Here is a 26,813-nt window from a genome sequence, read left to right as displayed (position 1 = left end):
AACCGTTAAGCACCCTTATGCGCGTCGACGCCTTCGATTTTGACCTGCCACCCGAGCGTATTGCGCTGCGCCCGGCCCGCCCGCGCGACAGTGCGCGGATGCTGGTGGTGGGCGGCGGCGCGATGACCGATGCCGGGGTCGGCGACCTGCCGTCCTGGCTGCGCCCCGGCGACTGTCTGGTCTTCAACGATACCCGCGTCATTCCCGCGCAGCTCGAAGGAAAACGCGGCGACGCCCGTATCGGCGCCACTCTCCACAAGCGCATCGACCTTCGCCGCTGGCAGGCTTTCATCCGCAACGCCAAACGGCTGCGCGTCGGCGAGACGGTCGATTTCGGGGCGGGGGTGTCGGCGGTTGCCGAGGATCGGCTCGCCGACGGCAGCTTCATCCTCGCCTTTGCGGGCGACGAGCCCGTCGAAGTACTGCTCGAGCGTGCCGGAACGATGCCGCTGCCGCCCTATATTGCGGGCAAGCGCGCGACCGACGCCGACGACCGGTCGGATTATCAGACGATTTTCGCGCGCGAAGATGGAGCGGTCGCGGCGCCGACAGCAGCGCTGCATTTTACCCCCGAACTGCTCGATGCGTTGGCCAAAGCAGGTATCACGACCGAGACGCTGACCTTGCACGTCGGCGCGGGAACCTTCCTGCCGGTGAAGGCCGACGATACCGAAGATCATGTGATGCACGCCGAATGGGGCCGCATCGACGCCGACACCGCCGCGCGGCTCAATGCGGTGCGCGCCAAGGGCGGGCGGGTGATCGCGGTTGGCACCACCAGCCTGCGTGTGCTTGAGAGCGCGACGGGCGAGGATGGCGTGATCGCGCCCTTCGCGGGCGACACCGCGATCTTCATCACGCCGGGCTATCGTTTTCGCGCGATCGACGGGTTGATGACCAATTTCCACCTGCCCAAATCGACCTTGTTCATGCTGGTCAGCGCGCTGATGGGGCTCGACGTGATGCAGGCGGCCTATGCCCATGCGATTGCAAGCGAGTATCGCTTTTACAGCTATGGCGACGCCAGTCTGTTGCTTCCGGGCTAAAGCGCCTTTTGTCTCGCCCACTGGAGTCCGCCTTCGGACAAGCACCAGACATTATTGTCGACGGCCTCTTTAATTCCGATGCTGTTCGTGCTGAGTTTGGCGAAGCACCTTCTTCTATTGGACACTGGTGGAAGAAATGCCTCTGTCGATCATTTCGGGTCGCTGGGGTGAGGTGATGGGAGTTGGTTCGATATGAAAATCCTGCTCGTCCTGATCTTTGCGCCGCTGATCGCGCTGGTCCTGTTCTATTTCCTCTTCCCCGGTCGGCTCGTCGCCATGGGCCGTGCCTTGCTGCGCCGGCGCGGCGGGATGGTGCAGAAGAGCGTCACCGTCGATGGACGCGTATGGCCCTATCTGGAAGGCGGCGATCCGGCGAAGCCATTGCTGCTGCTCGTCCATGGTTTTGCGGGCGATAAGGACAATTGGTCGATGATCGCGCCCTATTTGACGCGCGACTATCATGTCATCGCCCCCGATCTGCCGGGCTTTGGCCAGAATGAGCGCAACCCCGAGCTCGCCTATGACATCGCGGCGCAGACGCAGCGGCTGAAAGCCTTTGCCGATGCACTGGGACTCGACCGTCCGCATCTGGGCGGCAACAGCATGGGTGGCTGGATCGCGCTACGCTATGCGATGGATTATCCGGACGCGCTTTCCAGCCTGATCCTGCTCAACAATGCCGGGGTCAACGGCGCCAACGAAAGCGACCTGCAGAAACAGGCGGCGAATGAGGATTATAATCCGCTGGTCATTGCCAATCTGGCCGACGCCGACCGGCTGGTGGCGATGGTCGTCCATAAGCCGCCGCATATCCCGGCGCGGCTGAAGCCGGTTTTCTATGCCGACGCGCTCAAATATCGCGACCAGCTAGACCATATTTTCTGGGTCATCGCGACCGAGGGACGCGACCATCCGCTCAACGGCCGGCTGGGCGAGGTGAAAGCGCCGACGCAGATCATCTGGGGTCGCCACGACCGGCTGATCGACGTGAGCTGCGTGCCGGTACTCGAAGCCGGGATTGCGGGCAGCACATCGCATATCTTCGAACATGTCGGCCATGTTCCGATGATCGAGGATCCGAAAGCGACAGCGGCGGTGATGAAGAGCTTTTTGGGGACGCAAAGTCCGTCGTCACCCCGGACTTGATCCGGGGCCTGCCTTCCTGAAGGAAAAGGCGGGTGTGGGGTCAAGCCCGGCATGACGAGAGATTACAGCTTCACGCGGAGGCGCGGAGAAGGATGAGATTCGCGCAGAGGCGCAGAGAAGGGGAAGAACGGCGAAGCCGCCGATAATCTCTTCACTCTTGCCTGGCGTCTCCGCGGCTCCGCGTGAACCAAAATCTCTGCGTCCTCTGCGCCTCTGCGCGCATTTATTCCTGCCTCCGCCGCAATGGATGCCGGATTAGGTCCGGCATGACGAAGAGAGGGAAGGGGCTTCTTGCCAAGCGTCGATTCGGGCGTCAGTCTCCCAAAAAAGGCAGGGAGAAAGCGATGCGGTTGAAGGTCGGGCTGCTGGGTGGGGGCAGTTGGGGGACGACGGTGGCCTCGGTGGTGTCGCGCAACGCGCCGATCACATTGTGGGCGCGCGATGCCGGGACGGTTTCGGATATCAACACGCACCGCGAGAATCGCAAATATCTGCCCGGCATCACGCTTCCCGCCGCGCTGCGGGCGACGAACGATATGGCGGAGGTGGTGGCGGGCGCCGACGTGCTGGTCATGGGCGTGCCCTCGCACAGCTTTCGCGGCGTGCTGGAGGAGGCGCGGGCACATCTTCGGCCGTGGGTGCCGGTGATCAGCCTGACCAAGGGGCTCGAGCTGTCGTCGGGCAAGCGGATGACCGAATTGATCGAAGAGGTGCTGCCCGGCCATCCTGTGGGCGTCCTCACCGGCCCCAATCTGGCGCGCGAGATCATGACGGGCCAAGCGGCGGCGAGCGTGTTGTCGATGGAGGACGAGATTGTCGTCCGCGCGCTTCAGCCGGTGTTTCATTCGGGACTGTTCCGGGTCTACACGAACACCGACCGGCTGGGCTGCGAGCTGGGCGGGGTGCTCAAAAATATCATCGCGATCGCGGTCGGTATGGGCGACGGGCAGGGGGCGGGCGACAATACAAGGTCGGCGCTGATGACGCGGGGACTCGCCGAAATCACCCGGCTGGGGGTCGCGATGGGCGGCCGGCCCGAAACCTTTGCCGGGCTGACGGGCATGGGCGATCTGATCGCGACCTGCACCAGCCCCTTGTCGCGCAACCGCCATGTCGGGGTCGAACTCGGCAAGGGGCGCAAGATCGACGAGATCATCGCGGGGATGAATATGGTCGCCGAAGGGGTGAAGAGCGCACCGACGGTGATCGCGCTCGCCGAAAAACATGGCCTCGTGATGCCGATCGCGCAGGATGTGTTCGATGTAACCCAAGGCATACGCACCGCGCAGGAGGTGTTTCGGGGATTGCTGCGCTCGGCCGTGGGGGACGAGGCGCATCCGGGGTAGTCCATTTTTCATCGTCATTGCGAACGGAGCGAAACACTCTCCAGCCATCGGCTCCGCGTAAGGGCGATGGATGGGCATTGCGGCGTCGCTTTCACTCCGCGCAACGACGGTATTGGCAGATGCTGACCGAATTTCCGCCATCGTCCGTGCTTTTTCACCGATGAACCGCGAATATATCGGCGCTTTGCTTCGTTTCTTCTCCGACGCCCCGCAACGGGTGTTCAATCAGGAGATGGACGATGAAAAAATGGGCCACCCTCGCAATTTTAATGGCTCTCCCCGCCAGCGTTACCGCCGCAGTTCCCTATGGCTCTATGCCGCCGGGCTTCGACGCGCCGAACATTCGCACCGCCCCGATCGCGGGCGTCGTCAACAAGGCCTGGTATAATTATCGCGCCGATATTCTCGAGGCCGAAAAGGAGCTGACGAGCGATTTGCGTCACGCCACCGACCGCGAAGATCGTTGGGATGCGTGGGATGAATGGACGGTCGAAGTGACCGATGCCGACAAGGATTACACCAAGGAGATGCGCAAAAAAGGCTATCGTAGCGGCCGTGTGACCGTCGGGGGATAGGCTTGTTTGCGCTTGCCCGGACCTTGCTCCGGGTCGCAAGGGAAGGGCGGGTGTCATGGGCGCCCGCCCTTTCTGCGTGTGGATGAGGCGTATGTCGGGACACGGCTAAAGCCCTCTCCCTTTGGGAGAGGGTTGGGTGAGGGTGTGTGAGGTTCGTAACCGGCAGTTTCCGTAATCTGCCGGCGATCCCCTCACCCAACTTCGACTAGGTTGCTACGCAACCAAGCCTGCGTATCCCTCTCCACCCCAATTCGCCACACCCACATGTCGCCGCGTCAGTAGCTCCGCGGCATCCCCAGCACATGTTCAGCCACATAGGACAGGATCATGTTCGTGCTGATCGGCGCGACCTGATAGAGGCGCGTTTCGCGGAATTTGCGTTCGATGTCATATTCGGCGGCGAAGCCGAAGCCGCCGTGGGTCTGGATGCACGCCTCGCCCGCGGCCCAGCTGGCTTCGGCGGCGAGCATCTTGGCCATATTGGCCTCGGCGCCGGCATTTTCACCGGCCTCATATTTGGCGATACCGTCGTGGACGAGCAGTTCGGCAGCGCGCATCTGGGCATAGGCGCGCGCAATCGGGAACTGGACACCCTGATTCTGTCCGATCGGGCGACCGAACAGCACGCGCTCCTTGGCGTAGCTTGACGCCTTTTCGATGAACCATTTGGCGTCGCCGATGCATTCGGCGGCGATCAGCAGCCGTTCGGCGTTCATGCCCGACAGGATATAGCGAAAGCCCTTGCCTTCCTCGCCGATCAGGTTCGCGGCGGGGATGCGCATATTGTCGAAGAAAACCTCGGTCGTCGCGTGGTTCATCATCGTGTCGATCGGCCGGATCGTGAGCGCCCCCGCCGCGAGCGCTTCCTTCATGTCGACGAGGAAGACCGAAAGCCCCTCGGTGCGGCTCGCGGCTTCCTCGCGCGGCGTGGTGCGCGCGAGCAGGATCATCAGGTCGCTATGCTCGGCGCGGCTGGTCCAGAGCTTCTGGCCGTTGACGATATAATGGTCGCCGTCCTTTTTGGCGGTGGTCTTGAGGCTGAGCGTGTCGGTGCCGCTGGTCGGCTCGGTTACCCCGAAGGCCTGCAGGCGGAGTTCGCCGGTCGCGACCTTCGGCAAATAGCGCGCTTTCTGTTCTTCCGACCCGTGGCGCAGCACCGTGCCCATGACATACATTTGCGCGTGTACTGCGCCGCCGTTGCAGCCCTGACGCTGGATTTCCTCGAGGATCGCGGCGGCGGCCGACAGCGGCAGGCCCGCGCCGCCATATTCCTCGGGGATCAACGCCGCGAGATAGCCCGCCTCGCCCAGTGCAGCGACGAATTCGGAAGGATATTCTTTAGCGCGGTCCTTCGCCTGCCAATAGGGGCCGGGGAAGGCGGCGCACAGCTTGGCGACCTCTTCGCGGATCGCGGTGTAATCCTGCACTTTATATCTCTCCCGGTTTATTTTGCTTCGGCGAGCAGCGCCTTCGCTTCGTTACCCTGCCAGTCGATCGCGCCAATGATGCGCCAGATCTCCCGGCCTTCGGCGTCGTAATAAATGCTCGTCGGCAGCGCGCTGTTATAGGCGTCGAGCAGGCCGTTCTGCGGATCGAGCCAAGGCTGAAGATTTTTGAGCCCCGCCTTCTGGAACCAGGGATCAACGATTTCGGCGCCCTGCAGATCCTGCGCGACCGCGATCACCGTCATGCGCTCGCCGCTGGCGCCCGCGAGTGCATCGAGCGTCGGCATTTCGGCGACGCATGGCGCGCACCATGTGGCCCAGAGATTGACGAGAAGCGGTTTTCCGCGAAAATCGGCCAGCGTCACCGCTGCGTCGTCGGGGCCGCGAAAGACCGCAGTGGGCGTCGGCTTGCTCTTTTGGCTGCGGTCGAGCTGATATTCGAACTGGCCGAGATCGCCCTTCGCCTTCGCTTGGCCCGGCGAAATATTTGCTTCGCCCCCTGCCGCTTGCCCGCCCGCCTGCTTTTCCCTATCGCAGCCCGCGATTGATCCGGCCAAGAGCATGGCGAGGATCGTAGCATAGAGATTTGGAACGCGGCGGATGACGAACACTCCGGACAGCAACAGCATGTGGGGCGGCCGCTTCGGTGGCGGGCCGGCGGCGATCATGCAAGAGATAAATGCCTCCATCCCCGTCGACAAACGCCTGTGGGAAGAGGATATCGCCGCGAGCCGCGCGCATGCCGCCATGCTCGGCGCCGCGGGAATTATCGCTGCCGATGATGCGGCGGTGATCGATCGCGGGCTCGCGCAGATCGCAGACGAGTTTGCCGCGAACGGCGTTCCGGTCGACCTCGCGCTCGAAGATATTCACATGACGGTCGAATCGCGGCTGAAGGAACTGGTCGGCGAAGCCGCCGGGCGGCTCCACACCGCGCGCTCGCGCAACGATCAGGTCGCGACCGATTTCCGCCTGTGGACGCGCACCGCGTGCGAGCGCATCGACGCGGGGCTCGCCGCCATGCAGGCGGCGTTGCTGGCGCGCGCCGAGGAACATGCCGACAGCATCATGCCCGGCTTCACCCATCTTCAGGTCGCGCAGCCGGTGACGCTTGGCCATCATCTGCTCGCCTATGTCGAGATGCTGGCGCGCGACCGCGGCCGGTTCCGCGACGCACGCGCGCGGCTCAACGAATCGCCGCTCGGCGCGGCAGCACTCGCGGGCACCGGCTTTCCGGTCGATCGCCACGCGACCGCCGCAGCGCTTGGCTTCGAGCGGCCGATGGCGAACAGCATCGATGCCGTGTCCGACCGCGACTTCGCGCTCGAATTTTGTGCCGCCGCGTCGATCTCGGCGATCCATCTTTCGCGCTTCGCCGAGGAAATCGTGATCTGGGCGAGCCAGCCCTTCGGCTTCATCAGCCTGCCCGACGCCTGGTCGACCGGCAGCTCGATCATGCCGCAAAAGCGCAATCCCGATGCTGCCGAACTGGTGCGCGGGCGCGCCGGTCTGCTGCTCGGCGCCTTCCAGCGCCTCAGCGTGATCGTGAAGGGACTGCCGCTCACTTATTCCAAGGATTTGCAGGACGACAAGGAAACCGTCTTCGGCGCCTTCGACGCGCTCGCGCTGTCGCTCGCGGCTATGACCGGCATGGTCGAAACGCTGACCTTCCGCACCGACCGCATGCGCGCTCTTGCCGCGTCGGGATATTCGACCGCGACCGACCTCGCCGACTGGCTGGTCCGCGAAGCGGGACTGCCGTTCCGCGAGGCGCATCATGTCGTCGGCTCGTGCGTCAAGCGCGCCGAGGAGCTAGGCGTCGAGCTGTCGGCGCTGCCCGCCGCCGATGCCGCCGCGATCCACGCGGCGGTCACGCCAGAGGTGCTCGCGGCGCTGACCGTCGAAGCTTCGGTCGCCAGCCGCCTCAGCTATGGCGGGACGGCGCCCGAACGGGTAAGGCAGGCCGTCGCCGCGGCGCGTGCCGCATCGAAGGAATAGGTCGATGGCAAAACGTCACCTCGCCGCAAGCGCTGTCCTGCTGGCCCTCTTGGCCGCATGCGGTAGCAAGGCTGATCTCAAGGCGCCGGCGGACGAGCCCGCGCCCGCCATTCCCGTGGGTGCAAAACGCGCCCCGACGACGGAGGAGCTTACGACGCCTGACGCACAGGCCCGACCTGTGCGCAGCGACGAACTTCTCAAACGGTCCGAACAACGCCAACCCGACGATTTTGACTTGCCGCCTCCGGGCTGAGCTTAGGACTTCACAATGGATCATTTTGACTATCGCGACGGCGTCCTCCACGCCGAAGACATCCCCTTGCCGCGCATCGCCGAAGAAATCGGCACCCCCGTTTATGTCTATTCGCGCGCCACGCTCGAACGCCATGCAGAGGTGTTTCGCGACGCGCTGAAGGATATACCGAAGAAGCACATCGCCTTTGCGATTAAGTGCAACCCGAACCTTGGCGTGCTGCGCGTTCTGGCGCGGCTGGGCTATGGCGCCGACGTCGTGTCGGGCGGCGAACTGGAGCGTGCGCTGGCGGCGGGTATGGCGCCCGAGGACATCGTCTTTTCGGGCGTTGGCAAGACGCGCGCCGAACTGGCGCAGGGGCTCGACCGCGGCATCGGCCAGTTCAACATCGAACATGAACCCGAAGGCGTCGCTCTGGCAGAGATCGCGGTGCGCAAGGAAATGACCGCGCGTGCGGTGCTGCGCGTCAATCCCGACGTCGATGCGGGCACCCACGCCAAGATTTCGACCGGCAAGGCCGATAACAAGTTCGGCGTCGGCATCGACAGCGCGCCCGCAATCTTCGACCGCCTCGCGGCGTTGCCGGGGCTTCAGCTGCGCGGGATCGCGCTGCATATCGGCAGCCAGCTGACCAGCCTCGATCCGCTCGAGGCGGCCTTCACCCGCGTCGGCCGGCTCATCGCCGAACTGCGCGCCGCCGGACACAGTATTACCCATGTCGATCTGGGCGGCGGGCTGGGCGTGCCGTACAAGCCCGACGACAACCCGCCGAGTCCCGCCGAATATGGCGCGATGGTTGCGCGCGTGACGAAGGATTGGGACGTCACTTTGATGTTCGAACCCGGCCGCGTCATCGCGGGCAACACCGGTGTGCTCCTGACCGAAGTGCTCTGGGTCAAGCCCGGCGCGACCACCCCGTTCGTGATCGTCGACGCCGCAATGAACGACCTCGCGCGCCCGGCACTGTACGATGCGTATCACGACTTTGTCGCGGTGACACCGAACGGCGAGACGATGACCGCGTCGATCGTCGGTCCGGTGTGCGAAACCGGCGACACCTTCGCGCGCGATCGTACGACCGACAAGGTGGAGGCGGGCGACCTCGCGGTATTCCGTACCGCGGGCGCCTATGGCGCTACGATGGCATCGACCTATAACAGCCGCAGCCTCGTTCCCGAGGTTCTGGTCGATGGCGATCGCTATATCGTCGTTGCTGACCGCATCGCGGCGGGCACGATCATGGCCGCCGAGCGCGTTCCCGACTGGATCGACTGACGATGGAGCAGCTTCCTATCTTCCTCAACCTTCGCGGCCGCACGGTCGTGCTGGTCGGGGAGGGGGAGGCTGCCGACGCCAAGGCGCGGCTGATCATGCGTGCGGGCGGGCATATCGTCGGTGCGTGGGAGGAAGGCGCGACCATCGCCTTTGTCGCGCTTGCCGATGACGAGGAGGCGCGCGCGGCCGCGGGATTGCTCCGCGCGCGGGGCCTGCTCGTCAATGTCGTCGATCGTCCGAACCTCTGTGATTTTACCACCCCCGCAATCGTCGACCGCGCGCCGGTGACGATCGCGATCGGTACGGGGGGCGCGTCGGCGGGGCTCGCGAAAGCGGTGCGCCAGCGGATCGAGGCCTTGCTGCCCGCGCGCCTCGGTGCGCTCGCGTCGGCGCTCTATGCGGCGCGCGCCGCGATGAAGGCGCATTGGCCGACGGCTGCCGACCGCCGCCGCGCGATCGATGCGGCTCTAGCGAGCGGCGGTGCGCTCGACCCGCTCGATGGCGACGCGGCGGACAAGGTCGATATGTGGCTGGCGGCCAAGACGGACGCTGCGCCATCGCGCCTCGAAATCATCCGCCTCACCAGCCTTGACCCCGACGACCTCACGCTACGCGCCGCACGCTTGCTGGGCGAGGCCGATCATCTTTTCCACCCGGCGGATATGCCCGCCGCAATCCTCGACCGCGCACGCGCCGATGCGGTGCGCCATATCGCAGAGGCGCCGCCGATCGATCTACCACCGGGGCTGTCGCTGTGGCTGGAACGGGTGGACGTATAAACCCTCTCCCTTTGGGGGAAGGTTGGGTGAGGATGTCTTCAAACGCGGCCCGGTGCCCGCGCCCGGATGAAATTTCCCAGCGCGACGAACAGCATCTCGCGCGCGTCGCCATCCAGCATTTCGGCGGTCAGCCAGTCGAAATGCGCGCGGTTGCGCTGCGCTGAGGCGCCGACCATTGCGGCGAGCAAGGCTTCGTCGAAGCTGACGCGAGGGCAGCAGGGCGGGGCGACGGCAAAGGGATCGGGCCAGACATGGCCGATCGCCTCGACCACCAGGCGATATCGCCGTGCGGCGAGGATATTTCCCCAGCGCCGTTCGAGCTCGGGCATCGGGTCGCGCTCGTTGCGGCGACACAGGATGCAGTAACGCAGCGCGAGGACGGCCTGCGCTGCATCGGCCGACAGGTCGCGGATCAGCGGCTGCTCGGTGAACTGGCGGATCAACTCGCTGCTCTGCATCATCTATCCCCTCTGTCCCGGATTCGGATCGGTCTGGTTTGCGGCAATCCCGCGCCCGCTTTGGGAAAAAGATGCCGGCTGCCGCACGGGGCAGCAGCCGGCAGGAGGGGACTGCTCGACTGTGCTATTGAGAATTATTCGCAAGTGCAAGCGAAAAATGAGGTGCGTGACAACGCGGGAGAAAACAGCCTGTTTTCTGCCGCGCTATCGGCTCTACGTTGTTGGAAATACCGGCGCGATGGGGCGACCCGCCGGAGGGGATCGGAAGGGAGGCGATGGGGGGCTGCGCGGTCAGCGCTGTGCCAATTGCCCTTGCCGCTGAAATTCCGGCTCCGCATGGAACTGGCCCGGAGCCGACTGGTTCGGAGCTTGTTCCTGTCCGATGTCTGTCTTTGTGCGGTTGCGGCCTGCAAGCTTGGCTTCGTACAGCAGCTTGTCGGCGCGATCGTAGAATGCCGTGAACGCATCATCGGCCGCATCGTTTATCCAAAAGCGGGTGACGCCCATGCTGGCGGTAACGGGGCCGGCAAGGCCCGGAACGGCATGCGCGACGATTGCCGAAATCCCTCGCCGCGCGTGTTCGGCGCGAACAAAAGCGTCGCCGCCGCGCAGCAGGAGCAGGAACTCCTCGCCGCCGATTCGAAAGGCGCGCATGTTCCGGTCATGCCGAAGCGCGTCGGCCGCCGCCCTTAATACCGCATCGCCGACGGCGTGGCCGCAGGCATCGTTGATCCTTTTGAAATGGTCGAGGTCGAGCACGGCCAGCGTGTCGAAGCCTTCGGACCGGTAACGATCAAAATGCCTTTCGATCGCTCGCCGGTTGAACAATCCGGTGAGCGTGTCGGTTTCCGCCAGGCGCTCCAGCCATTCGGCTTCGGTTCGCGCCCGGTCGCGCTGATGCTTGATCGCCATGAAGCGATCGGCAACCCCCATCGTTGTGAACAATACCTCCCAGGCGCAGCCGAGATAGAAGAGGAGCATCGCGTCATTGCTTTGAAGGGACGGCAGAATGCCGGTGGCCAGGCGGATCAGCCCGACGAGGATCATCGGCGCATATCCGATGGCCTGAAATTTGGCGGCGCGGCTTCCACGTTGTAACGCGTCGATCATCGCCCAGATGAAAATCGCGATCACCGGTGCGAAGGCCGCCGTATAGATGCTCGATTGTACCGGACGGGCAACGAACGGAAATGCGGCATGAAGCAGGCTGGATATGATGGCCCAAGCCGCGCACCAGGGCAGGGCGCGGCGTAGCAGCGGGTGCAGGCGGTCCACTTCGATAAAGCTGTATGTGAACATCATGCCCGATGCGATCGTCAGCCCGAAAACCGCCGTCGCCATCCAGCTCAGCGTCATGGCCGGCAGGTCGAACAGCTCTGCTGCCATGCCCGATGACAGCATGATGGTCATGACCAGCGAAAAGGCCAGCGCGGAATGCCAGAGGACGAAGGATTCGCGCAAAATGCGATAAAAGGCCGCGTTGAAGATAATTGGCATGGCGACCATGCCGCAGAGCATCGCCAGCAGAATCAGGACACGGACGTGCGGCGGCTTTTCGGCTTTGTCGGAGGACGAAAGGCGCGCGTGTTCCAGCGTCATTTGATGGCTTGGTTGGTCGATTGCCACGATGATCTGGCGGGTGGTGGGTTTGACTTCGGGCAAGGGGGCCTTGAAATATCCGCCGGACCGGGCGTTGAGCAGGGCTGCCGCAGGGAAGGAGGCGCGGCGAACCGAGCCATCCGAATCGACCGCGAGCAGATGGACGGCCTGAAGCGCGGCGCTCCTCGAAAGAAAATAGCGGGGGCGCGCGTCGTCAGCCGCCCTTGTCCCTATGTCGAAGCGAAGAAAAATCCGTTCGCCGTCGAGCGAATAATTCGGGTCGGCGCAGCGCCAGTGGCGGGCTGACCGGGGCACGACGGGCTCGCCTTCCGAACGCGTTTGAGCGGCCCAGCAGTCGCTCCGGATTTCGCCCGGGACCGGCATGTCGGCAGCGGCCGCACGCGCGGGCGCGAGCAGTGCGAGCAGTGCGAGCAGCAGCAATGCTGCCATCCAGATTGGCTGAGTGAAACCCCGAAGCATCGGTGCGTCATGACCCGCAAATATTGTGATGCTGTTAACCGGATGGGTCGGCGAGAGCTCGGGCCTCGAATGCGTGCAGGGCGGCGGTGCATGAATACACCCGCCGCCCTGCACATATTTTCGATCCCGGCGGCATGGCCCATATGGCAAGGCAAGCCGCGGCGCGATATCCTCATCGGTTCGCCAGCGTCGGCCGGACCAGATATTGGCGGCTTATCCCGGCACCAGCCGCGCCGATCAAAACCCTCAATCGTCGCCGGCGGGCTTCGACTGGAGCTGGATATAATTTTCGATTCCCATGCGTTCGATCATCTCGAACTGCTTTTCCAGTTCATCGACATGATGTTCTTCGCTCTCCAGGATGTGCCCGAAGAGGTCGCGGCTGACATAGTCGCGCACGCTTTCGCAATGCGCCATCGCGTCGCGCAGCAGCGGAATCGCTTCTTCCTCCAGTGCGAGGTCGGCTTTCAGCACTTCCTCGACGGTCTCGCCGACGCGCAGGCGTCCGAGCATCTGGAAATTGGGCAGGCCACCCAGGAATAGGATGCGATCGGCCAGCTGATCGGCATGCTTCATCTCGTCGATCGATTCTTCGCGCTCGAACTTGGCGAGCCGTGCGACGCCCCAATTGTCGAGCATGCGATAATGCAGCCAATATTGGTTGATCGCGGTCAGCTCATTCTTGAGCGCCTCGTTCAGGAAATCGATGACTTTTTCGTCGCCCTTCATTTTCGTCCTGCCATTCATTCTTGGGGAATTGGAATGGCGGCATTATACGTCCCCGAACCCATGCAGGCCAAGGTCAAAAATGGCGGATTTTCAAGAAAAATCAGGCGGTCGCGGCGACGTCGCTGATGATATTGCGAGCGAATGACAGGCATTGTCCGCACTTGGGTTTGCGACCCAATTGCGCATACGCAGCCTTGGCGCACCGCAATTGCCCGCTCCGCGCGACATCGCGCAGTTGGCTTTCCTTTATTGCGTTGCAGACACAGACGACCATATGCGAATCCTTCTCAACAAGACCGATGTAGGGATAGTGCGAGGGATTCGCAACAGGAAAGTTGCGATTGGTTCGCAGTCCTGAGAGGCCAATTTGCCGTCGCTTGACCTTGCCCGCCCCCTTGCCCCCGGCGTGATTCGCGGGCATAGGCGCGCCCATCCTCAACAGCCCCCATCCGCAAAGGTTCGCCCCATGAAAGTTCAGGTCTATGTGACGCTCAAGCCCGGCGTGCTCGACCCGCAGGGCAAGGCGATCCATCATGCATTGGAAGGTCTGGGCTTTGCCGGGGTCGATGACGTCCGCGCCGGCCGCTTCATCGAACTCGAAGTTGCCGACAGCGTCAGCGATGCCGATCTCGACGCGATGTGTGCGAAGCTGCTCGCCAACACCGTCATCGAAAATTACCGGATCGAACGCGCCTGAGGCGCGAAGGAGCATATTCATGAAGACCGCGGTCATCGTCTTTCCCGGCTCCAACTGCGACCGCGACATGGCGGTCGCGCTCGAAACCGTCACCGGCCGTGCCCCCGCGATGGTGTGGCATCGCGACACCGAATTGCCCGATGGCACCGACTTCATCGCGCTGCCGGGCGGCTTCTCCTATGGTGATTACCTCCGTTCGGGCGCCATGGCGGCGCGGTCTCCGATCCTGCGTGCGGTCGCCGATGCCGCAGCGCGCGGCGTGCCCTTGCTCGGCGTGTGCAACGGCTTTCAGGTACTGACTGAAGCGCAGTTGCTGCCCGGCGCATTGATGCGCAACGCGGGGCTGAATTTCGTCTGCCGCACCGTGCCGCTGACCGTCGCCAACAGCCAGTCGATGTTCACGGCATCCTATGCCGCCGACGAGATGCTCAACATCCCGGTCGCGCATCATGACGGCAATTATTTCGCCGACAAGGACACGCTCGACCGCATCGAGGGGGAGGGGCGCGTTGCGTTCCGCTACGCCGACAGCGTCAACGGGTCAGCACGCGACATTGCGGGCGTGCTCAACGATGCAGGCAATGTGCTGGGCATGATGCCGCATCCCGAACGCGCGATCGATCGCGCGCATGGCGGCACCGACGGGCTACGCCTGTTCGAGGCGGCGCTCGGCGTTCTCGCCTGATAGCAGCGTCGGCGCGGGTGTTTCCGCTCGCGCCGCCGGTTGCAGCCAGCGACCGACGAGCAGCAGCGCTGTCGGCCAGAACATGGTGTTCCAGATATCGTGCCAATGCGCCGCGTCGGGTTGGATCGCGGCCCGGCTGACTTCGGCCGCCATGTCGAGAGACTCGCCGCCGCACGCCATGACGAGCACTGCGAACCAGGCGGCGAACCACCCGCCGCGCCAGCGCCAGGCTAGCCGCACGAGCAGGAACAGCGTCAGCCCGAAATAGATGTGCAGCGCGTCTTTGCTGAGGTCGATGGTGGTGACGAGCCAGGATTTGCGTTCCTCGAACAACGCGGCGAGCTCGATCATTGTCATGAAGTCAGACCTTGGCGCCGAAGGGGTTGAAGTCGGTGCCGTCGTCGAACACATCGACCCCTTCGCGCCGTTTCAGCGTGCCTACGACCAGATAGGTGACAGGTGTCAGCGCCGCCTCCCATAAAGTCTTGATCAGCCACTGTGACAGCACCACTTGCATCAACTGCTCGGGCGGCCAGCCGGCAAGCCCGTAAAAGGCGAGCGGGTAGAAAATCAGGCTGTCCAGCCCCTGTCCGACGATCGTCGATCCGATCGTGCGCATCCACAGGAAGCGGCCGCCGGTCCACAGCTTCATCCGTGCCAGCACATAGGAGTTGGCAAATTCGCCCGCCCAGAAGGCGCACATAGACGCGATCACGATGCGCCAGCTGTTGCCGAATACAAATTCATAAGATGCCTGGCCGGGCCAGCCATCGGCGGGTGGCAGCGAGACGACGACCCACGCCATGAAAGCCATGAAGGCCAGGGCGGCGAAACCGGTCCAGATGACCCGCCGCGCGCGGGCATAGCCATAAACCTCTGTCAGCACATCGCCGATAATGTAGCTGATCGGGAAAAACATCACGCCGGCGCCAAAGGCCCACTGGGTGCCGTCGGGCATCGGGATATAGCTCGGTTTCGACGCGCCGATGATATTCGACAGCAGCAAAATGGCCACGAAAGCCGCCATCACAAGGTCGTAATAGCGAAAATGCCGGATGTTTGCGGCGTTGACGACGGTGGGCTGGCCGGGAGGCTGGGAGGATTCGGACATCAATGGTTGCTTAACCCGCTTTGCGGCCAGCGCAAACCGCGCTATTCGCCGCGACGCACACAGCCGTGCCGCGCGCCCGTAGCTCAGCTGGATAGAGCACCCGCCTTCTAAGCGGGTGGTCGCAGGTTCGAATCCTGCCGGGCGCGCCATTTCATTTCTGTCGATACGCCCGTTGGCGTTCCGGTACGATGCTCTGCTTCAGGACAGGCTATTGGCGTAGCCGATAACGACCGTCGACAGCATGAGAACCGCGATACCGAACCAGACGAGAGACCGGGTCCGCTTGCCTGCCGGCGCCCATTCCTTGAGCGCAAAGCCCCACAGCGTCGAAAACAGGATGATGCTCGCCATGTGGAGCGTCCAGCTTGAAAATCCGAAGCGGCCCATCTGGCTTTCGCCCATCGTGTAAAAGAAGAACTGAAAATACCACAGCGTGCCGCCGAGCGCGGCGAGGCCATAGTTGAGCGCGAGCGGCGGCTTTTCGGCCGCGCCGGGCGCGGCTGCGCCGACGAACTGGCGCGCGCTGCGGTTGCGCGCGATCAAGATGCTGCACCAGATAAGGTTCGTCGTGAGCCCGCCGAGCAGGACGACGCAGAGTACAGGCAGCCCCTGCCACAGCGGGTCGGTCCCGGCGGCGAGCGTCGCCGTGCGGATCGGCTGGCCGGCGTCGAGGCCCCAGGCGAAACAGCCCGACATGATGCCCGAGAAGGTCGCGATGGCCAGCCCCTTGCGCAAGTTGAACTCCGACGCGTCGGGGTCCGCGACCTTGTCCGTCATCTCGCGCTCCTTGCGTCGCCCGGCCTGCGCCACGATGATGATTCCGATCAGGGTGATCGCGATGCCGAGAAAAACGGCTTGTCCGCTCGTCGTGTCGACAAGCTCGCCCAATGTGCCGCGAAAGATTGGCGGCCCCATCGTCCCGATGACGGTCGTCAGCCCGAGCGCGACCGCCATGCCCAGCGATAGCCCGAGATAACGCATGGTAAGCCCGAAGGTGAGCCCGCCAAGGCCCCACATCGCGCCCCAGAACCAGCACCAGAACCAGATGTCGCCGGGTGTCCGGCTGAGCACGCCGATCAGGTCGTGGGTCTGGAGCGACGCGAACAGCCACGGCGCGATCAACCACGAAAAGATGCCGCCGGTGATCCAGAAAATCTCCCACGACCAGGCGCGGATGCGCTTGTACGGCACATAAAAGCTCGCCGACGACAGCCCGCCCAGCCAATGAAAAAATACGCCAAGCAGCGGGTTCGCATCCATAATATTCTCCCCTCGTCCCCAAATGTCGTCATCGTCAGGCGGCCAGTGTCTCCGGGCCGATTTTATCCACTATAGTCAATCCGGTAAGCGCCATGGCGACGCGCATTTCGGCTTCGATCAGGTCGAGTATATGGCGCACCCCGTCTTCGCCTGCGGCGGCAAGCGCAAAAGCCCATGCGCGGCCGAGCATGACGCCCTTTGCGCCGAGCGCGAGCATGCGCATGACGTCGAGCCCGGATCGCACGCCGCCATCGGCCAGGACAGTCAGCCGGTCGCCGACCGCATCGGCGATCTGCGGCAGCGCGCGCGCCACCGAGGGCACGCCATCGAGCTGCCGTCCGCCATGGTTCGACACGATGATGCCATCGGCGCCGGCTTCGACGGCGCGCCGCGCGTCGTCAGTGTCCAAAATGCCCTTGATGACGATCGGACCCTTCCAGTGCGTGCGCACGAAATCGAGGTCGGCCCACGTCACGCCGGGGTCGAAATTATCCTTCATCCAGCCCAGAAAATCCTCGAGACCGGATTTCGGGCCGAGCAGCGGGGCAACATTGCCCAACTGGTGCGGCCGGCCGTGGACCCCGACATCCCAGGCCCAGCCGGGGCGCCGTATCGCTTGTCCGACGCGGCGAGCCTGACCGCTCAAGCCCGCCGCGCCCGAAAGCCCCGAGCGGACGTCGCGGTAGCGCGCGCCCGGCACCGGCATGTCGACCGTGAAAACCAGAACCGGGCAGTGCGCCGCGCTTGCTTCGTCCAGCAGCGACCGCATGAAGCCGCGGTCGCGTACCATATAGAGCTGGAACCAGAAGGGCGCCGGTGAGCCCCGCGCGACTTCGGCAAGCGAGCAGGCCGAGACGGTCGAGAGCGTGAAGGGCACGCCTTTCGCGGCGGCCGCGCGCGCAGCCTGCACCTCACCGCGCCGCGCCGCCATGCCGGCGAGCCCGATCGGGCCGAGTGCGACCGGCATGGCGAGTTGCTGGCCGAATAATCTGGTCGACAGGTCGATCGCCGAGACATCGTTCAGCACCCGCTGGCGCAGCGAAATATCCTGCAGATCCTCGATATTGGCGCGCAGCGTGCGCTCGGCGTAGGAGCCGCCGTCGAAATATTCGAAGAGGAAATGGGGCAGGCGACGCCGCGCGGCTTCGCGATAATCGCCGATCGATGCCGGTTTCACGCCGTCACGTCCATTCGCTCGATTTCTTGCTGCCACCGGTCGCGATACGGCGCGAGGTCGACGTCGAGCGGCGTCACCAGTTCAAGTGGTTCGGTTGTGGGAAGTGCGGCGTCGAGCAGGCGCAGCGCGCCATAAGAGACGTCGTTGTGCGCCTTGCCGGTATAGACGCGAAGGTCCGGACGCAGCGCCGCCAGTGCACGCACGAAGACCTGGCCCTCGGCGAAGCGCCCCTCGATCAGCAGCCGTTCCTTTGTGCCGATCAGGTCGAGCGACGCGGCGGCGACGAACGCGGCATAGAGCGACACAGCGGCGCGGCGCGCGCTATGGTCGTCGGGCTTTGCGATCCATCGGCCGCAAGCGTGCGGGAAGGGACCAAACCCCGGCGCAAAGCTCGGCAGCACCATAGCGCCGTTTGCGAGCACGTCCGGGAGCGCGGCGAGCAGCGCGGGCTGGTCGTGTGCAATGTCGATCTGCCGCGTGTCGAGTCCGATCAGCGTCTCGATCTCCCGCCCGCCCATGAAACGGGCCGATGGAATGGGTTTGCCATACGCGTCGACGTTGATCAGGCAATCGCGGGCTTCGTCGAGGTGGCTGATGTCCATCGACGCCGCGTCCCTCGGCGACCGCATCGCGACGAACCAGGTACCGGTCGACAGCACGGTCGATTCCTCGTCGGCGATTTCGGCAAAGCCGCGCGCCGCGAGCAGGGCCGCATTGGAATCATGCAGGCCGCAATGAACTTCGGTATCGGTGGGCAGGCCGGTCCGTGCCACCCATGCCGGCGTCAGCGTGCCCAGCACCTCGCCCGCACCGCGCAGCGGCGCCAGCCTTGCCGCCCAGCCTTGCCGCTCGGCAAGGTCGGATGCGCGGCCTGCCAACGGATGCCAGAGATCGGTGTGACAGCCGAGGCTTGTTACTTCCGATGCTGCAACGCCACTTAGCAGCCAGCTCCAATATTGTGCCCACGGCAGGATTTGCGTGCCGCGTGCTAGGTCGGGAGCGAGCGCCTCGTGCCGGAATATCTGCGCGCCGAGGTTCAATCCGTCCGGTAGCCGCGGCGAACCCGTGTCGCGAAAAGCGCCGCGCCCGGCGTCGTATTGCGCGCGGAGATTTGCGGGAATCGTCTCTTCATAATCGAGTGGTGGGCAGGCGAGGCGGTCGCCGCGGATGATCGCCGCTGCGGCGCCATGTCCAACCGGGATGATTGCGCCGACATCGGCGAGCTTCGCAAAGTCGCGCAATGTTTCGGCCGCCCAGGCTTCGATGCCCGCAGCGTCCAGTGCGAGATAGGCTTTGGTGGCGACGCGTGCATTGGCGCGCACGCGGCGTTCGATCAACACGCCGTCGGGCGACCACAGGCTGAGCTTTGCCAAGGTTTTTCCGACATCGAGAATTATCGTTGCGCGCGCCTTCATCCCTCTCCCTTTGCTTCGTTTCGACCGAAGTTGATCGAACTTTATCGAAACTGATTGCAGCATGCCAGCGATTTCGATACAAGCCGCCAAATAACGAAACAACGAGTTTCCTTCATGCCCGATCTTTTGAATGCCACGCCGAAATCTCATGCTGCGCTTTGCTTCGCGGTTCCGCCGAATCGTTGGTCGGATGCCGAAGCGGCGGGCATGACCCCGGAGGAATTGCTGCTCTATCGTTCGAACCTGCTCGGTTCCGACCTGACGGTGACCAATTTCGGCGGCGGCAACACCTCGGCGAAGATCGCGGGGCACGATCCGCTGACAGGGGCAAACCTTTCCGTGCTGTGGGTGAAGGGGTCGGGCGGCGACATCGGATCGATGAAGCTTGACGGTTTTTCGACGCTTTATCTGGACAAATTGCTGGGGCTCGAAACCCTGTATCGCGGCCTTGAATTTGAAGATGAGATGGTCGGCTATCTGCCGCATTGCACCTTCGCGCTAAACCCGCGCGCCGCGTCGATCGACACGCCGCTCCACGGATATTTGCCTTTCGCGCATATCGACCATGTCCATCCCGACGCGATCATCGCGCTCGCCGCATCGAGCGAGGGTGAAGCCGCGACGCAGGCGATCTGGGGCGGGGCGGTCGGCTGGCTTCCCTGGCAGCGTCCGGGCTTCGACCTCGGGTTGACGCTGCGCGATCATGTTGCCGCCCACCCGGGCCTCCGCGGAGTAATGCTCGCGGGGCATGGGATCATCTGCTGGGGCGACAGCGCCAGGGCCTGTTATGACAACACGATCGCCCTGATCGCCGACGCTGCCGCCTATCTGAACGCGAAGCTTGCCGATGGGCCGGCGTTCGGGGGCGAGATCGTCGTGCCGCGTCCTTCTGCTGAACGTCTCGCCGTCGCGGCGAAGTTGATGCCGTTGCTGCGCGGATTGATGGGTGGGCGCCGCGTCGGCCATTTCGCCGACGACGCCGAAACGCTCGAATTCACCGGTAGCCGCGACTTCGCGAGGCTCGCCGCGATCGGCACCTCGTGCCCCGACCATTTTCTCCGCACCAAGATCGCGCCGCTCGTTCTCGATCCGGCGCGGATCGACGACAGCGCCTATCTCGGCGAACGGATCGACGCCTATCGTCAGGATTACGCCGCCTATTATCAGCGTTGCGCGCGGCCAACTTCGCCTGCGATGCGCGATCCCAATCCGGTTGTCGTGCTTGTTCCGGGCATCGGCCGCATGACCTTTGCAGGCGACAAAACCACGGCGCGGCTGGCCGGCGAATTCTATGCCAATGCGATCAACGTGATGCGCGGTGCCGAGGCGATCGGTTCCTATGTCGGGCTCGACGAACAGGAAGCGTTCGACATCGAATATTGGCTGCTCGAGGAAGCGAAGCTCCAGCGCATGCCAAAGCCCAAGCTGCTCGCGGGGCGCGTCGCGCTCGTTACCGGCGGCGCGGGCGGCATTGGTGCCGCGACCGCCGAGCGGTTGGCGGCCGACGATGCATGCGTCATGCTCGTCGACCGCGACGCCGATGCGCTGACCAAGGCGGCACACGAACTCGAAGGCCGCTTCGGCCGGGACCGGATCCGTTCAGTGGTGTGCGACGTGACCGACGAGGCGCAGGTCGCCGCCGCCTTCGCCGCGTGCGCGCGCGAATTCGGAGGGCTCGACATTCTTGTCGCCAACGCGGGTATCGCCTCATCGGCACCGATCGAGGATACGACGCTCGAGCTGTGGCAGCGCAATTACGACGTGCTCGCGCAGGGCTATTTCCTCACCGCACGCGCCGCTTTCCCGCTGATGAAGGCGCAGGATGGCGGATCGATCGTCTTCATCGGGTCGAAGAATGGCATTGCCGCCGCGACCAATGCGTCGGCTTATGCGTCGGCGAAGGCGGCGGCGCTGCACCTCGCGCGCTGCCTCGCGCTCGAAGGCGCGCCGTTCGGCATTCGCGTCAACACCGTCAATCCCGACGCGGTGATCAAGGGATCGCGCATCTGGGACGGCGACTGGCGCCGCGAGCGCGCGGGCGCGCACGGCATCGACGCGGGGCGCGAGCTCGAGGATCATTATCGCAACCGCTCGATGCTCAAGCGCGACGTGCTGCCGGAAGATGTGGCCGAAGCCGTCTATTTCCTCAGCGGCGATATGTCGGCAAAGTCGACCGGCAACATGATCAACGTCGACGCGGGCAACGCGCAGGCCTTTACACGATAATATCGGGTCAGGAGAATATTATGGCCGGCGATTTGCCGCTCGCGCAGGAAGATATCGAGCGTCTGAATGCGGGCCTCGTTGAAGCGCTCGCTGACGATTATGACAGCCTCAGCCGCCAGCTCGGCCGGCGCGATATCGATATCGATGCCGTGAAGGCGAAGGTTGCGGGCTTTTCAGTCGCAGTGCCCAGCTGGGGCGCGGGGCGCGGCGGCACGCGCTTCGCGAAGTTCCCGATTCCCGGCGAGCCGACCAATATTCACGAAAAGCTGGCGGATTGCGCGGTCATCCAGCAGCTCGGCCGCGCCACCCCGCGCGTCAGCCCGCACTTCCCGTGGGACAAGGTCAGCGACTATCGCGCATTGCGCGAAGAGGCTGCCGCGCTCGGCCTCGGCTTCGACGCCGTCAACAGCAACACGTTTCAGGACCAGCCCGGGCAGGCGGTCAGCTATGCCACCGGCTCGCTTTCCTCGACCCGCGCCGACGTGCGCGAGCAGGCGATCGCGCATAACATCGAATGTATCGAAATCGGCCGGCAGCTTGGCGTCACCGACCTGACGGTGTGGGTCGGCGACGGCACCAATTTTCCGGGGCAGCAGGATCTCGCCCGCTCGCTCGACCGCTATATGGATGCGGCGGCACAGGTTTATGCGGCGCTGCCCGGCGACTGGCGGATGCTGATCGAGCACAAGATGTTCGAGCCCGCTTTCTACTCGACCGTCATTTCGGACTGGGGCAGCTCGATCCTCGTCGCGCAGGAACTGGGCGATCAGGCGAAATGCCTCGTCGACCTTGGCCATCATGCGCCGAATGTGAACATCGAACAGATCGTCGCGCGGATGCATCGCTTTGGAAAGCTGGGCGGTTTCCACTTCAACGACAGCAAATATGGCGACGACGATCTCGATTCGGGCTCGATCAACCCTCATCAGCTGTTCCTCGTCTTCAACGAACTGATCGAGGCCGAGATGAACCCGCGCGGCGATTTCCGCCCTGCCTATATGATCGACCAGTCGCACAATGTGACCGACCCGATCGAATCGATGCTCTCGTCGGCAGAGGCGATCGTCGCGGCCTATGCGAAGGCGTTGCTCGTCGACCGCGAGGCGCTGCTCGCAGCGCAGGAAGGCAATGACACGATGATGGCGTTCCAGGCGCTGCGTGCTGCCTATCGCACCGACGTGACACCGATCCTTGCCGCGGCACGCGCCGAAGCGGGCGGGGCGATCGATGCGATCGCCGCCTATCGCGCGAGCGGCTGGCGCGAGCGCAAGGCGCAGGAGCGAAAGGCGGCGGGGACTACTGCGGGTATAGTCTAATCATTCGATTGCAACTCGGCGCAGCTCCCGTCAAATAGGCGCAACCAGACAGGGGCCACCATGCACGCAGCCGAACGCGAAAAAATGATCCTCGATAGCTTGGGCGAAAGCGGGTTCGTTTCGTTCCGCGACCTTGAGGGCCGCGTTGCGGCGTCGCCCGCGACCATTCGCCGCGATCTCGACCGCCTCGAAGAAGCGGGCGTGATCACCCGCGTTCGCGGGGGTGCCAAGCGCGTGGGTGCTGGCAGTGCTGCGACGCCGGCCTCCGAAGAGGGGCTTTCGGGCGTTCCGTTCCACGAGAATATCGGCCGCAACCGCGCCGCCAAGGAGGCGATCGGCCGTGCGGCGGCGCAACTGTGCGTCGCGGGCGAGGGCGTGATGATCGACGGCGGGTCGACGACGCTGCAAATGTGCCCGCACCTTGAAGGCCTCGAGCTTCAGGTGCTGACCAATTCGCTGCATATCGTCAGCGCGCTGCTGCCGCAGCCGACGACGCGCATATTGTTGCCGGCGGGACAGGTGTTTCGCGAGCAGAATATCGTGCTGTCGGCGGCGGGCGACGACGCGATGCCGCGCTTTCATGCGCCGAAACTGTTCATGGGCGCGGCCTCGATGGGGCCGGCCGGGCTGATGCAAGCCGACATAATCCTCGTTGCGTCCGAGCGCCGCCTGATCGAGCGCGCCGACGAGATCATCGTGCTGGTCGACAGTTCCAAATTTTCGGGTCCGTCGGGTAATGTCGTCTGCTCGCTGGACGAGATTGACGTCGTCGTCACCGACTCCGCGATCGAGCCGCGCCATGTCGCGATGATGGAAGCCGCCAGCATCCGCGTCGTCATCGCCTGAAATATCCGTAAATCTTTGTAAGAAGGCCGCAGAACCGCCTCCTGTGCAGGTCAATATGATTGAATTTGATCATTGACGTGATTGTTAAAGACAAATAATGAGCAGTGATGCGAAAACGCTCTTGCGAGGTGTTGCATCGGAGGATGGATATGGCCGCACGCGGCGCCTCCGCCAAAAGGGATAACCCGCCAAGGCGGGTATGGGAGGAAGCGATGAAGGCGATGGCGACAGGTCTGGATTTTGCTGCGCGGCAGGGCGCGTGGCGGCGGGGTATCTCGGTGCTGGCATGCGCGGGTGCGCTGCTGGGTGCGAGCGGCGCCTATGCACAGGAAGCCGATTCCGACGCCCCGAGCGACGCCGATATTGTCGTGACCGGCACGCTGCTGCGTGGCGTTGCCCCGGTGGGAACCAATGTCGTCGCTATTGATCGCGAAGATATTGTGGCCACCGGCGCGGCCTCGGCGAATGATTTGCTTGCCTCGATTCCGCAGGTCGGCAATTTCGCCACCGTGCCCTCGGGTTCGGGCAGTTTTGCGCTGCCGATTGTTCGCCCCAATATCCGCAACCTAGGTGCCTCGGGCGGAACGACCACGCTGGTCCTGCTCAACGGCCATCGCCTTGTCGGGGCTGGCGTTTTGCAGACGAGCGTCGATCCGTCGATCTTCCCGCCCGAAATCATCGACCGCGTCGAAGTCGTGCCCGATGGCGGCTCGGCGGTCTATGGATCGGATGCGATCGGCGGCGTGATCAATTTCATCACCCGGAAGCGCTTCGACGGCGTCGCGGTCAACGCCCGCTATGGTTTCGCGGACAATTATCAGACTGCCGACGGCAACATCACGGTCGGAAAGGACTGGGGCAGCGGTTCGATTCTCGCCACCTATTCCTATGCGTGGCACGACAATATCCAGAACATCGACCGCGATTATACAAGGGCGGATCACACCGCGCGCGGGGGCAGCGATTTCAGGACCCAGCTCTGTTCGCCGGGCAACATCATCGACAATCCCACCAATCCGTTGACGGGACTGCCTTTGGTGCCCTTCCTGCCCGGTAACGTCCCCTATGCCTTGCCCGGCATGACGCGCAATACCACCAATTTGTGCGAGGGCGCGCTGTATACCGACCTCTATCCCCGGGAAGAGCGGCATAGCGTTTTCGCTTCGCTGACCCAGCAATTGTCGGCCGATCTCGAATTTTCGGCCACCGCCTATTGGTCGCGTCGCGACACGACGACCTTGACCCAGCAGCCCGGATTCTCGGGCTTTGTAACGGCGGCCAATCCCTATTTCCGGCCGCTCAGCTTTTCGCCTGCCCAGTCGGTGTCGATGGCATTTGACGATGTGTTCGGCCATACGGTGACCAGCAAGGCGCGTTTTGAATCCTATGGCATCACGCCCGGTTTCAAATTCAATGCCGGCGGCGGCTGGCAGGTCCGCGCCGAAGCCAATGTGGGCCGAAGCTATAATCTGGTTCTCGACGACACGATCAATACCGCTGCGGCTTCTGCTGCGCTGGCCGGCACCACGCTCGCGACCGCGTTGAACCCCTATGATCCCAAAGCGAGCGCTCCGGCCGTTCTCGCCGCGATCAAGGATTTCCAGAATTACGGACGCGCGGTGCAGGAACTTGCCGAACTGCGTGTGATTGCAGACGGCGCGTTGGCTACGCTTCCCGGCGGCGACGTGCGTCTCGCCGTCGGCGGCGAATATCATTATGAAAATCTGGATTCGCTGATCAATCTCGATCGCCGCGGCGTGTTCACCAACGCGATCAATTCCTATACGTCGCGCAATGTGAAATCGGCCTTTGGCGAACTGCTGATCCCGATTTTCGGGGAGGGCAATGGCGCCCCCGGAATTCGCGCGCTCAGCATCTCGGGCTCGATCCGTTACGACGATTACAACGACATCGGCGGCACGACCAATCCCAAGATCGGCTTCATCTACAAGCCGTTCGACGATTTCACCATCCGCGGCAACTATGGCACGTCGTTCCATGCGCCCAGCCTTGCCGACACCACCAGCACGTCGGATTCGCGAGCGCAAATCCTGTTGTTCAGCCCGTTCCGCGGTCCGCCCGAACCCATTCCCGGCCTGACCCCCGCGCAGGTCGATCAGCTGAATTCCGCCCGGCCGACCATCATATTGGCGGGCGGCAATCCCGATCTCAAACCCGAAAAGGCCAAGACATGGTCGCTGGGCTTCGACTGGAAGCCCAATATGGCCCCGGGTCTGGTGGTCAGCGCGACCTATTATAATGTGAAGTTCACCGACGCGATTGCGGTGCCGCCCTTCCTTTCGCCGGTCCTGTTCTCGGATGCGGGCTACAGCAGCTTCTACAATACCAACCCCACTCTGGCCGAAGCGCTGGCGGCGGTCGGAAATCTGCAGTTGAACGGCGCACCGAGCATCCAGTCGCTCTATGCCGGCAACTCGCCCTATATTCTGATCGACGCGCGGCGCACCAATCTGGGCTCGATCAAGACCGACGGGATCGATTTCAATGTTGCCTATGCACGGCAGACGGGTTTCGGCTCGATCAATGCGAGCATTGCCGGCACCTATACGCTGAGCCGGAAGACTCAGCCGATCGCGGGCAATCCCTATGGCAATGATCTCAAAAACGGTACGGGCCGCGTGGCGCTGGTGGCGACGCTTGGCGGCAGCGTGGGGGATTTCACCGCGCTGGCAAAGCTGAACTATCGCGACGGCTATCCGATCCTCGGCCTTCCGAAACAGACCAAGGTCGACAGCTTCCAGACCGTCGATCTCTTCTTCGGCTATTCGCTGGCCGACGAGGGTGTGTTGAAGGACACGATGCTGACGCTGAATATCGACAATGTGTTCGATCAGGATCCGCCCTTTATCGATACGTTGGGCAGCTATACCAATGGCTCCACCTTGGGGCGGTTGGTCAGCTTTGGCATCCGCAAGAAATTTTGATGGATG

At 63.6% G+C, this 26,813-nt stretch carries 25 protein-coding genes and 1 tRNA gene; 15 read left to right on the top strand and 11 right to left on the bottom strand.

The genetic code is table 11. The features are described 5' to 3' along the window. Nucleotides 1–17: 17 nt before the first annotated feature. The 4 genes from queA (at nt 18) to ACSYDV_RS19985 (ending at nt 4,113) form a co-directional block, all read left to right on the top strand. Entirely contained in the window at nt 18–1,046 is a 1,029-nt protein-coding gene (gene queA, locus ACSYDV_RS20000; RefSeq protein WP_438325725.1) for a tRNA preQ1(34) S-adenosylmethionine ribosyltransferase-isomerase QueA, read from the top strand. A 192-nt stretch (nt 1,047–1,238) separates the two neighbouring features. Beyond that, entirely contained in the window at nt 1,239–2,192 is a 954-nt protein-coding gene (locus ACSYDV_RS19995) for an alpha/beta fold hydrolase (protein ID WP_438325724.1), read from the top strand. Nucleotides 2,193–2,536: 344 nt separating this feature from the next. Beyond that, nucleotides 2,537–3,538, top strand: a complete 1,002-nt coding sequence (locus ACSYDV_RS19990; protein ID WP_438325723.1) for an NAD(P)H-dependent glycerol-3-phosphate dehydrogenase — start codon at nt 2,537–2,539, stop codon at nt 3,536–3,538. A gap of 239 nt (nt 3,539–3,777) precedes the next feature. Beyond that, nucleotides 3,778–4,113 carry a hypothetical protein gene (locus tag ACSYDV_RS19985; protein ID WP_438325722.1) on the top strand — a complete coding sequence of 112 codons (336 nt, stop codon included), beginning with the start codon at nt 3,778–3,780 and terminating at the stop codon, nt 4,111–4,113. A 275-nt stretch (nt 4,114–4,388) separates the two neighbouring features. Here the strand turns inward: ACSYDV_RS19985 and ACSYDV_RS19980 are convergent, their stop codons facing one another. Both ACSYDV_RS19980 and ACSYDV_RS19975 read right to left on the bottom strand, forming a co-directional pair. Next, nucleotides 4,389–5,540, bottom strand: a complete 1,152-nt coding sequence (locus ACSYDV_RS19980; RefSeq protein ID WP_438325721.1) for an acyl-CoA dehydrogenase family protein — start codon at nt 5,538–5,540, stop codon at nt 4,389–4,391. Between the two features lie 17 nt (nt 5,541–5,557). Continuing rightward, nucleotides 5,558–6,187, bottom strand: coding sequence for a TlpA family protein disulfide reductase (locus tag ACSYDV_RS19975; protein ID WP_438325720.1), 630 nt, complete (start codon nt 6,185–6,187; stop codon nt 5,558–5,560). Between ACSYDV_RS19975 and argH the strand changes: the two genes are divergently transcribed. The 4 genes from argH to ACSYDV_RS19955 are packed head-to-tail and all read left to right on the top strand — an operon-like array spanning nt 6,186 to nt 9,863. Next, entirely contained in the window at nt 6,186–7,556 is a 1,371-nt protein-coding gene (gene argH / locus ACSYDV_RS19970) for an argininosuccinate lyase (RefSeq protein WP_438326004.1), read from the top strand. The two genes, ACSYDV_RS19975 and argH, sit on opposite strands and share 2 nt — an antisense overlap. A gap of 4 nt (nt 7,557–7,560) precedes the next feature. Then, entirely contained in the window at nt 7,561–7,809 is a 249-nt protein-coding gene (locus tag ACSYDV_RS19965; protein ID WP_438325718.1) for a hypothetical protein, read from the top strand. 15 nt (nt 7,810–7,824) lie between these two features. Next, nucleotides 7,825–9,084: a diaminopimelate decarboxylase gene (lysA, locus tag ACSYDV_RS19960; RefSeq protein WP_438325716.1), complete on the top strand. Its 1,260-nt coding sequence runs from the start codon at nt 7,825–7,827 to the stop codon at nt 9,082–9,084. Between the two features lie 2 nt (nt 9,085–9,086). Then, nucleotides 9,087–9,863, top strand: a complete 777-nt coding sequence (locus ACSYDV_RS19955) for a precorrin-2 dehydrogenase/sirohydrochlorin ferrochelatase family protein (protein ID WP_438325715.1) — start codon at nt 9,087–9,089, stop codon at nt 9,861–9,863. Between the two features lie 38 nt (nt 9,864–9,901). Here the strand turns inward: ACSYDV_RS19955 and ACSYDV_RS19950 are convergent, their stop codons facing one another. The 4 genes from ACSYDV_RS19950 to ACSYDV_RS19935 form a co-directional block, all read right to left on the bottom strand. Beyond that, nucleotides 9,902–10,324, bottom strand: a complete 423-nt coding sequence (locus ACSYDV_RS19950; protein ID WP_438325713.1) for an addiction module antidote protein — start codon at nt 10,322–10,324, stop codon at nt 9,902–9,904. Between the two features lie 288 nt (nt 10,325–10,612). Further along, on the bottom strand, nt 10,613–12,370 hold the full coding sequence (locus ACSYDV_RS19945) for a sensor domain-containing diguanylate cyclase (protein ID WP_438325712.1): 1,758 nt from the start codon (nt 12,368–12,370) through the stop codon (nt 10,613–10,615). Nucleotides 12,371–12,646: 276 nt separating this feature from the next. Next, nucleotides 12,647–13,129: a bacterioferritin gene (gene bfr / locus ACSYDV_RS19940; protein WP_438325710.1), complete on the bottom strand. Its 483-nt coding sequence runs from the start codon at nt 13,127–13,129 to the stop codon at nt 12,647–12,649. A 100-nt stretch (nt 13,130–13,229) separates the two neighbouring features. Further along, nucleotides 13,230–13,403 (bottom strand): (2Fe-2S)-binding protein, encoded by a 174-nt coding sequence (locus tag ACSYDV_RS19935; protein WP_293643429.1) that lies wholly within the window; start codon nt 13,401–13,403, stop codon nt 13,230–13,232. A 192-nt stretch (nt 13,404–13,595) separates the two neighbouring features. Here ACSYDV_RS19935 and purS point away from each other — a divergent pair, with 192 nt between their 5' ends. Together purS and purQ are read left to right on the top strand one after the other, a co-directional pair. Continuing rightward, nucleotides 13,596–13,826, top strand: coding sequence for a phosphoribosylformylglycinamidine synthase subunit PurS (purS, locus tag ACSYDV_RS19930; RefSeq protein ID WP_088474530.1), 231 nt, complete (start codon nt 13,596–13,598; stop codon nt 13,824–13,826). 19 nt (nt 13,827–13,845) lie between these two features. After that, on the top strand, nt 13,846–14,511 hold the full coding sequence (purQ, locus tag ACSYDV_RS19925) for a phosphoribosylformylglycinamidine synthase subunit PurQ (protein WP_438325708.1): 666 nt from the start codon (nt 13,846–13,848) through the stop codon (nt 14,509–14,511). Here the strand turns inward: purQ and ACSYDV_RS19920 are convergent. Next, the gene (locus tag ACSYDV_RS19920) at nt 14,473–14,868 is read right to left on the bottom strand and encodes a hypothetical protein (RefSeq protein ID WP_438325707.1); all 396 of its coding nucleotides are present in this window, start codon (nt 14,866–14,868) and stop codon (nt 14,473–14,475) included. The genes purQ and ACSYDV_RS19920 overlap by 39 nt on opposite strands. A gap of 4 nt (nt 14,869–14,872) precedes the next feature. Then, nucleotides 14,873–15,622, bottom strand: a complete 750-nt coding sequence (locus tag ACSYDV_RS19915; protein ID WP_438325706.1) for a queuosine precursor transporter — start codon at nt 15,620–15,622, stop codon at nt 14,873–14,875. A 72-nt stretch (nt 15,623–15,694) separates the two neighbouring features. Between ACSYDV_RS19915 and ACSYDV_RS19910 the strand changes: the two genes are divergently transcribed. Then, a tRNA-Arg gene (locus ACSYDV_RS19910) sits at nt 15,695–15,771 on the top strand. A gap of 49 nt (nt 15,772–15,820) precedes the next feature. Here ACSYDV_RS19910 and rhaT read toward each other — a convergent pair. The 3 genes from rhaT to ACSYDV_RS19895 are packed head-to-tail and all read right to left on the bottom strand — an operon-like array spanning nt 15,821 to nt 19,474. Beyond that, the gene (gene rhaT / locus ACSYDV_RS19905; protein ID WP_438325705.1) at nt 15,821–16,882 is read right to left on the bottom strand and encodes an L-rhamnose/proton symporter RhaT; all 1,062 of its coding nucleotides are present in this window, start codon (nt 16,880–16,882) and stop codon (nt 15,821–15,823) included. Nucleotides 16,883–16,916: 34 nt separating this feature from the next. Next, nucleotides 16,917–18,059 carry an FMN-dependent L-lactate dehydrogenase LldD gene (gene lldD / locus ACSYDV_RS19900; protein WP_438325704.1) on the bottom strand — a complete coding sequence of 381 codons (1,143 nt, stop codon included), beginning with the start codon at nt 18,057–18,059 and terminating at the stop codon, nt 16,917–16,919. Further along, on the bottom strand, nt 18,056–19,474 hold the full coding sequence (locus ACSYDV_RS19895) for an FGGY-family carbohydrate kinase (protein ID WP_438325702.1): 1,419 nt from the start codon (nt 19,472–19,474) through the stop codon (nt 18,056–18,058). The genes lldD and ACSYDV_RS19895 overlap by 4 nt, the downstream gene beginning before the upstream one ends. Nucleotides 19,475–19,588: 114 nt before the next feature. Here ACSYDV_RS19895 and ACSYDV_RS19890 point away from each other — a divergent pair, with 114 nt between their 5' ends. The 4 genes from ACSYDV_RS19890 to ACSYDV_RS19875 all read left to right on the top strand — a co-directional run bounded on the left by ACSYDV_RS19890 (nt 19,589) and on the right by ACSYDV_RS19875 (nt 26,807). Beyond that, nucleotides 19,589–21,700, top strand: coding sequence for a bifunctional rhamnulose-1-phosphate aldolase/short-chain dehydrogenase (locus ACSYDV_RS19890; RefSeq protein ID WP_438325701.1), 2,112 nt, complete (start codon nt 19,589–19,591; stop codon nt 21,698–21,700). Nucleotides 21,701–21,720: 20 nt separating this feature from the next. After that, nucleotides 21,721–23,016 carry an L-rhamnose catabolism isomerase gene (rhaI, locus tag ACSYDV_RS19885; RefSeq protein WP_438325699.1) on the top strand — a complete coding sequence of 432 codons (1,296 nt, stop codon included), beginning with the start codon at nt 21,721–21,723 and terminating at the stop codon, nt 23,014–23,016. Nucleotides 23,017–23,076: 60 nt separating this feature from the next. Continuing rightward, the gene (locus ACSYDV_RS19880; RefSeq protein WP_438325698.1) at nt 23,077–23,862 is read left to right on the top strand and encodes a DeoR/GlpR family DNA-binding transcription regulator; all 786 of its coding nucleotides are present in this window, start codon (nt 23,077–23,079) and stop codon (nt 23,860–23,862) included. 221 nt (nt 23,863–24,083) lie between these two features. Continuing rightward, nucleotides 24,084–26,807 (top strand): TonB-dependent receptor domain-containing protein, encoded by a 2,724-nt coding sequence (locus ACSYDV_RS19875; protein ID WP_438325697.1) that lies wholly within the window; start codon nt 24,084–24,086, stop codon nt 26,805–26,807. Nucleotides 26,808–26,813 lie beyond the last annotated feature (6 nt).

This window comes from Sphingopyxis selenitireducens, from assembly GCF_051550705.1.
Taxonomy (GTDB): domain Bacteria; phylum Pseudomonadota; class Alphaproteobacteria; order Sphingomonadales; family Sphingomonadaceae; genus Sphingopyxis.
Note: the sequence above shows the minus strand (reverse complement) of the source record. Positions and strands in the feature narration are given on the sequence as shown.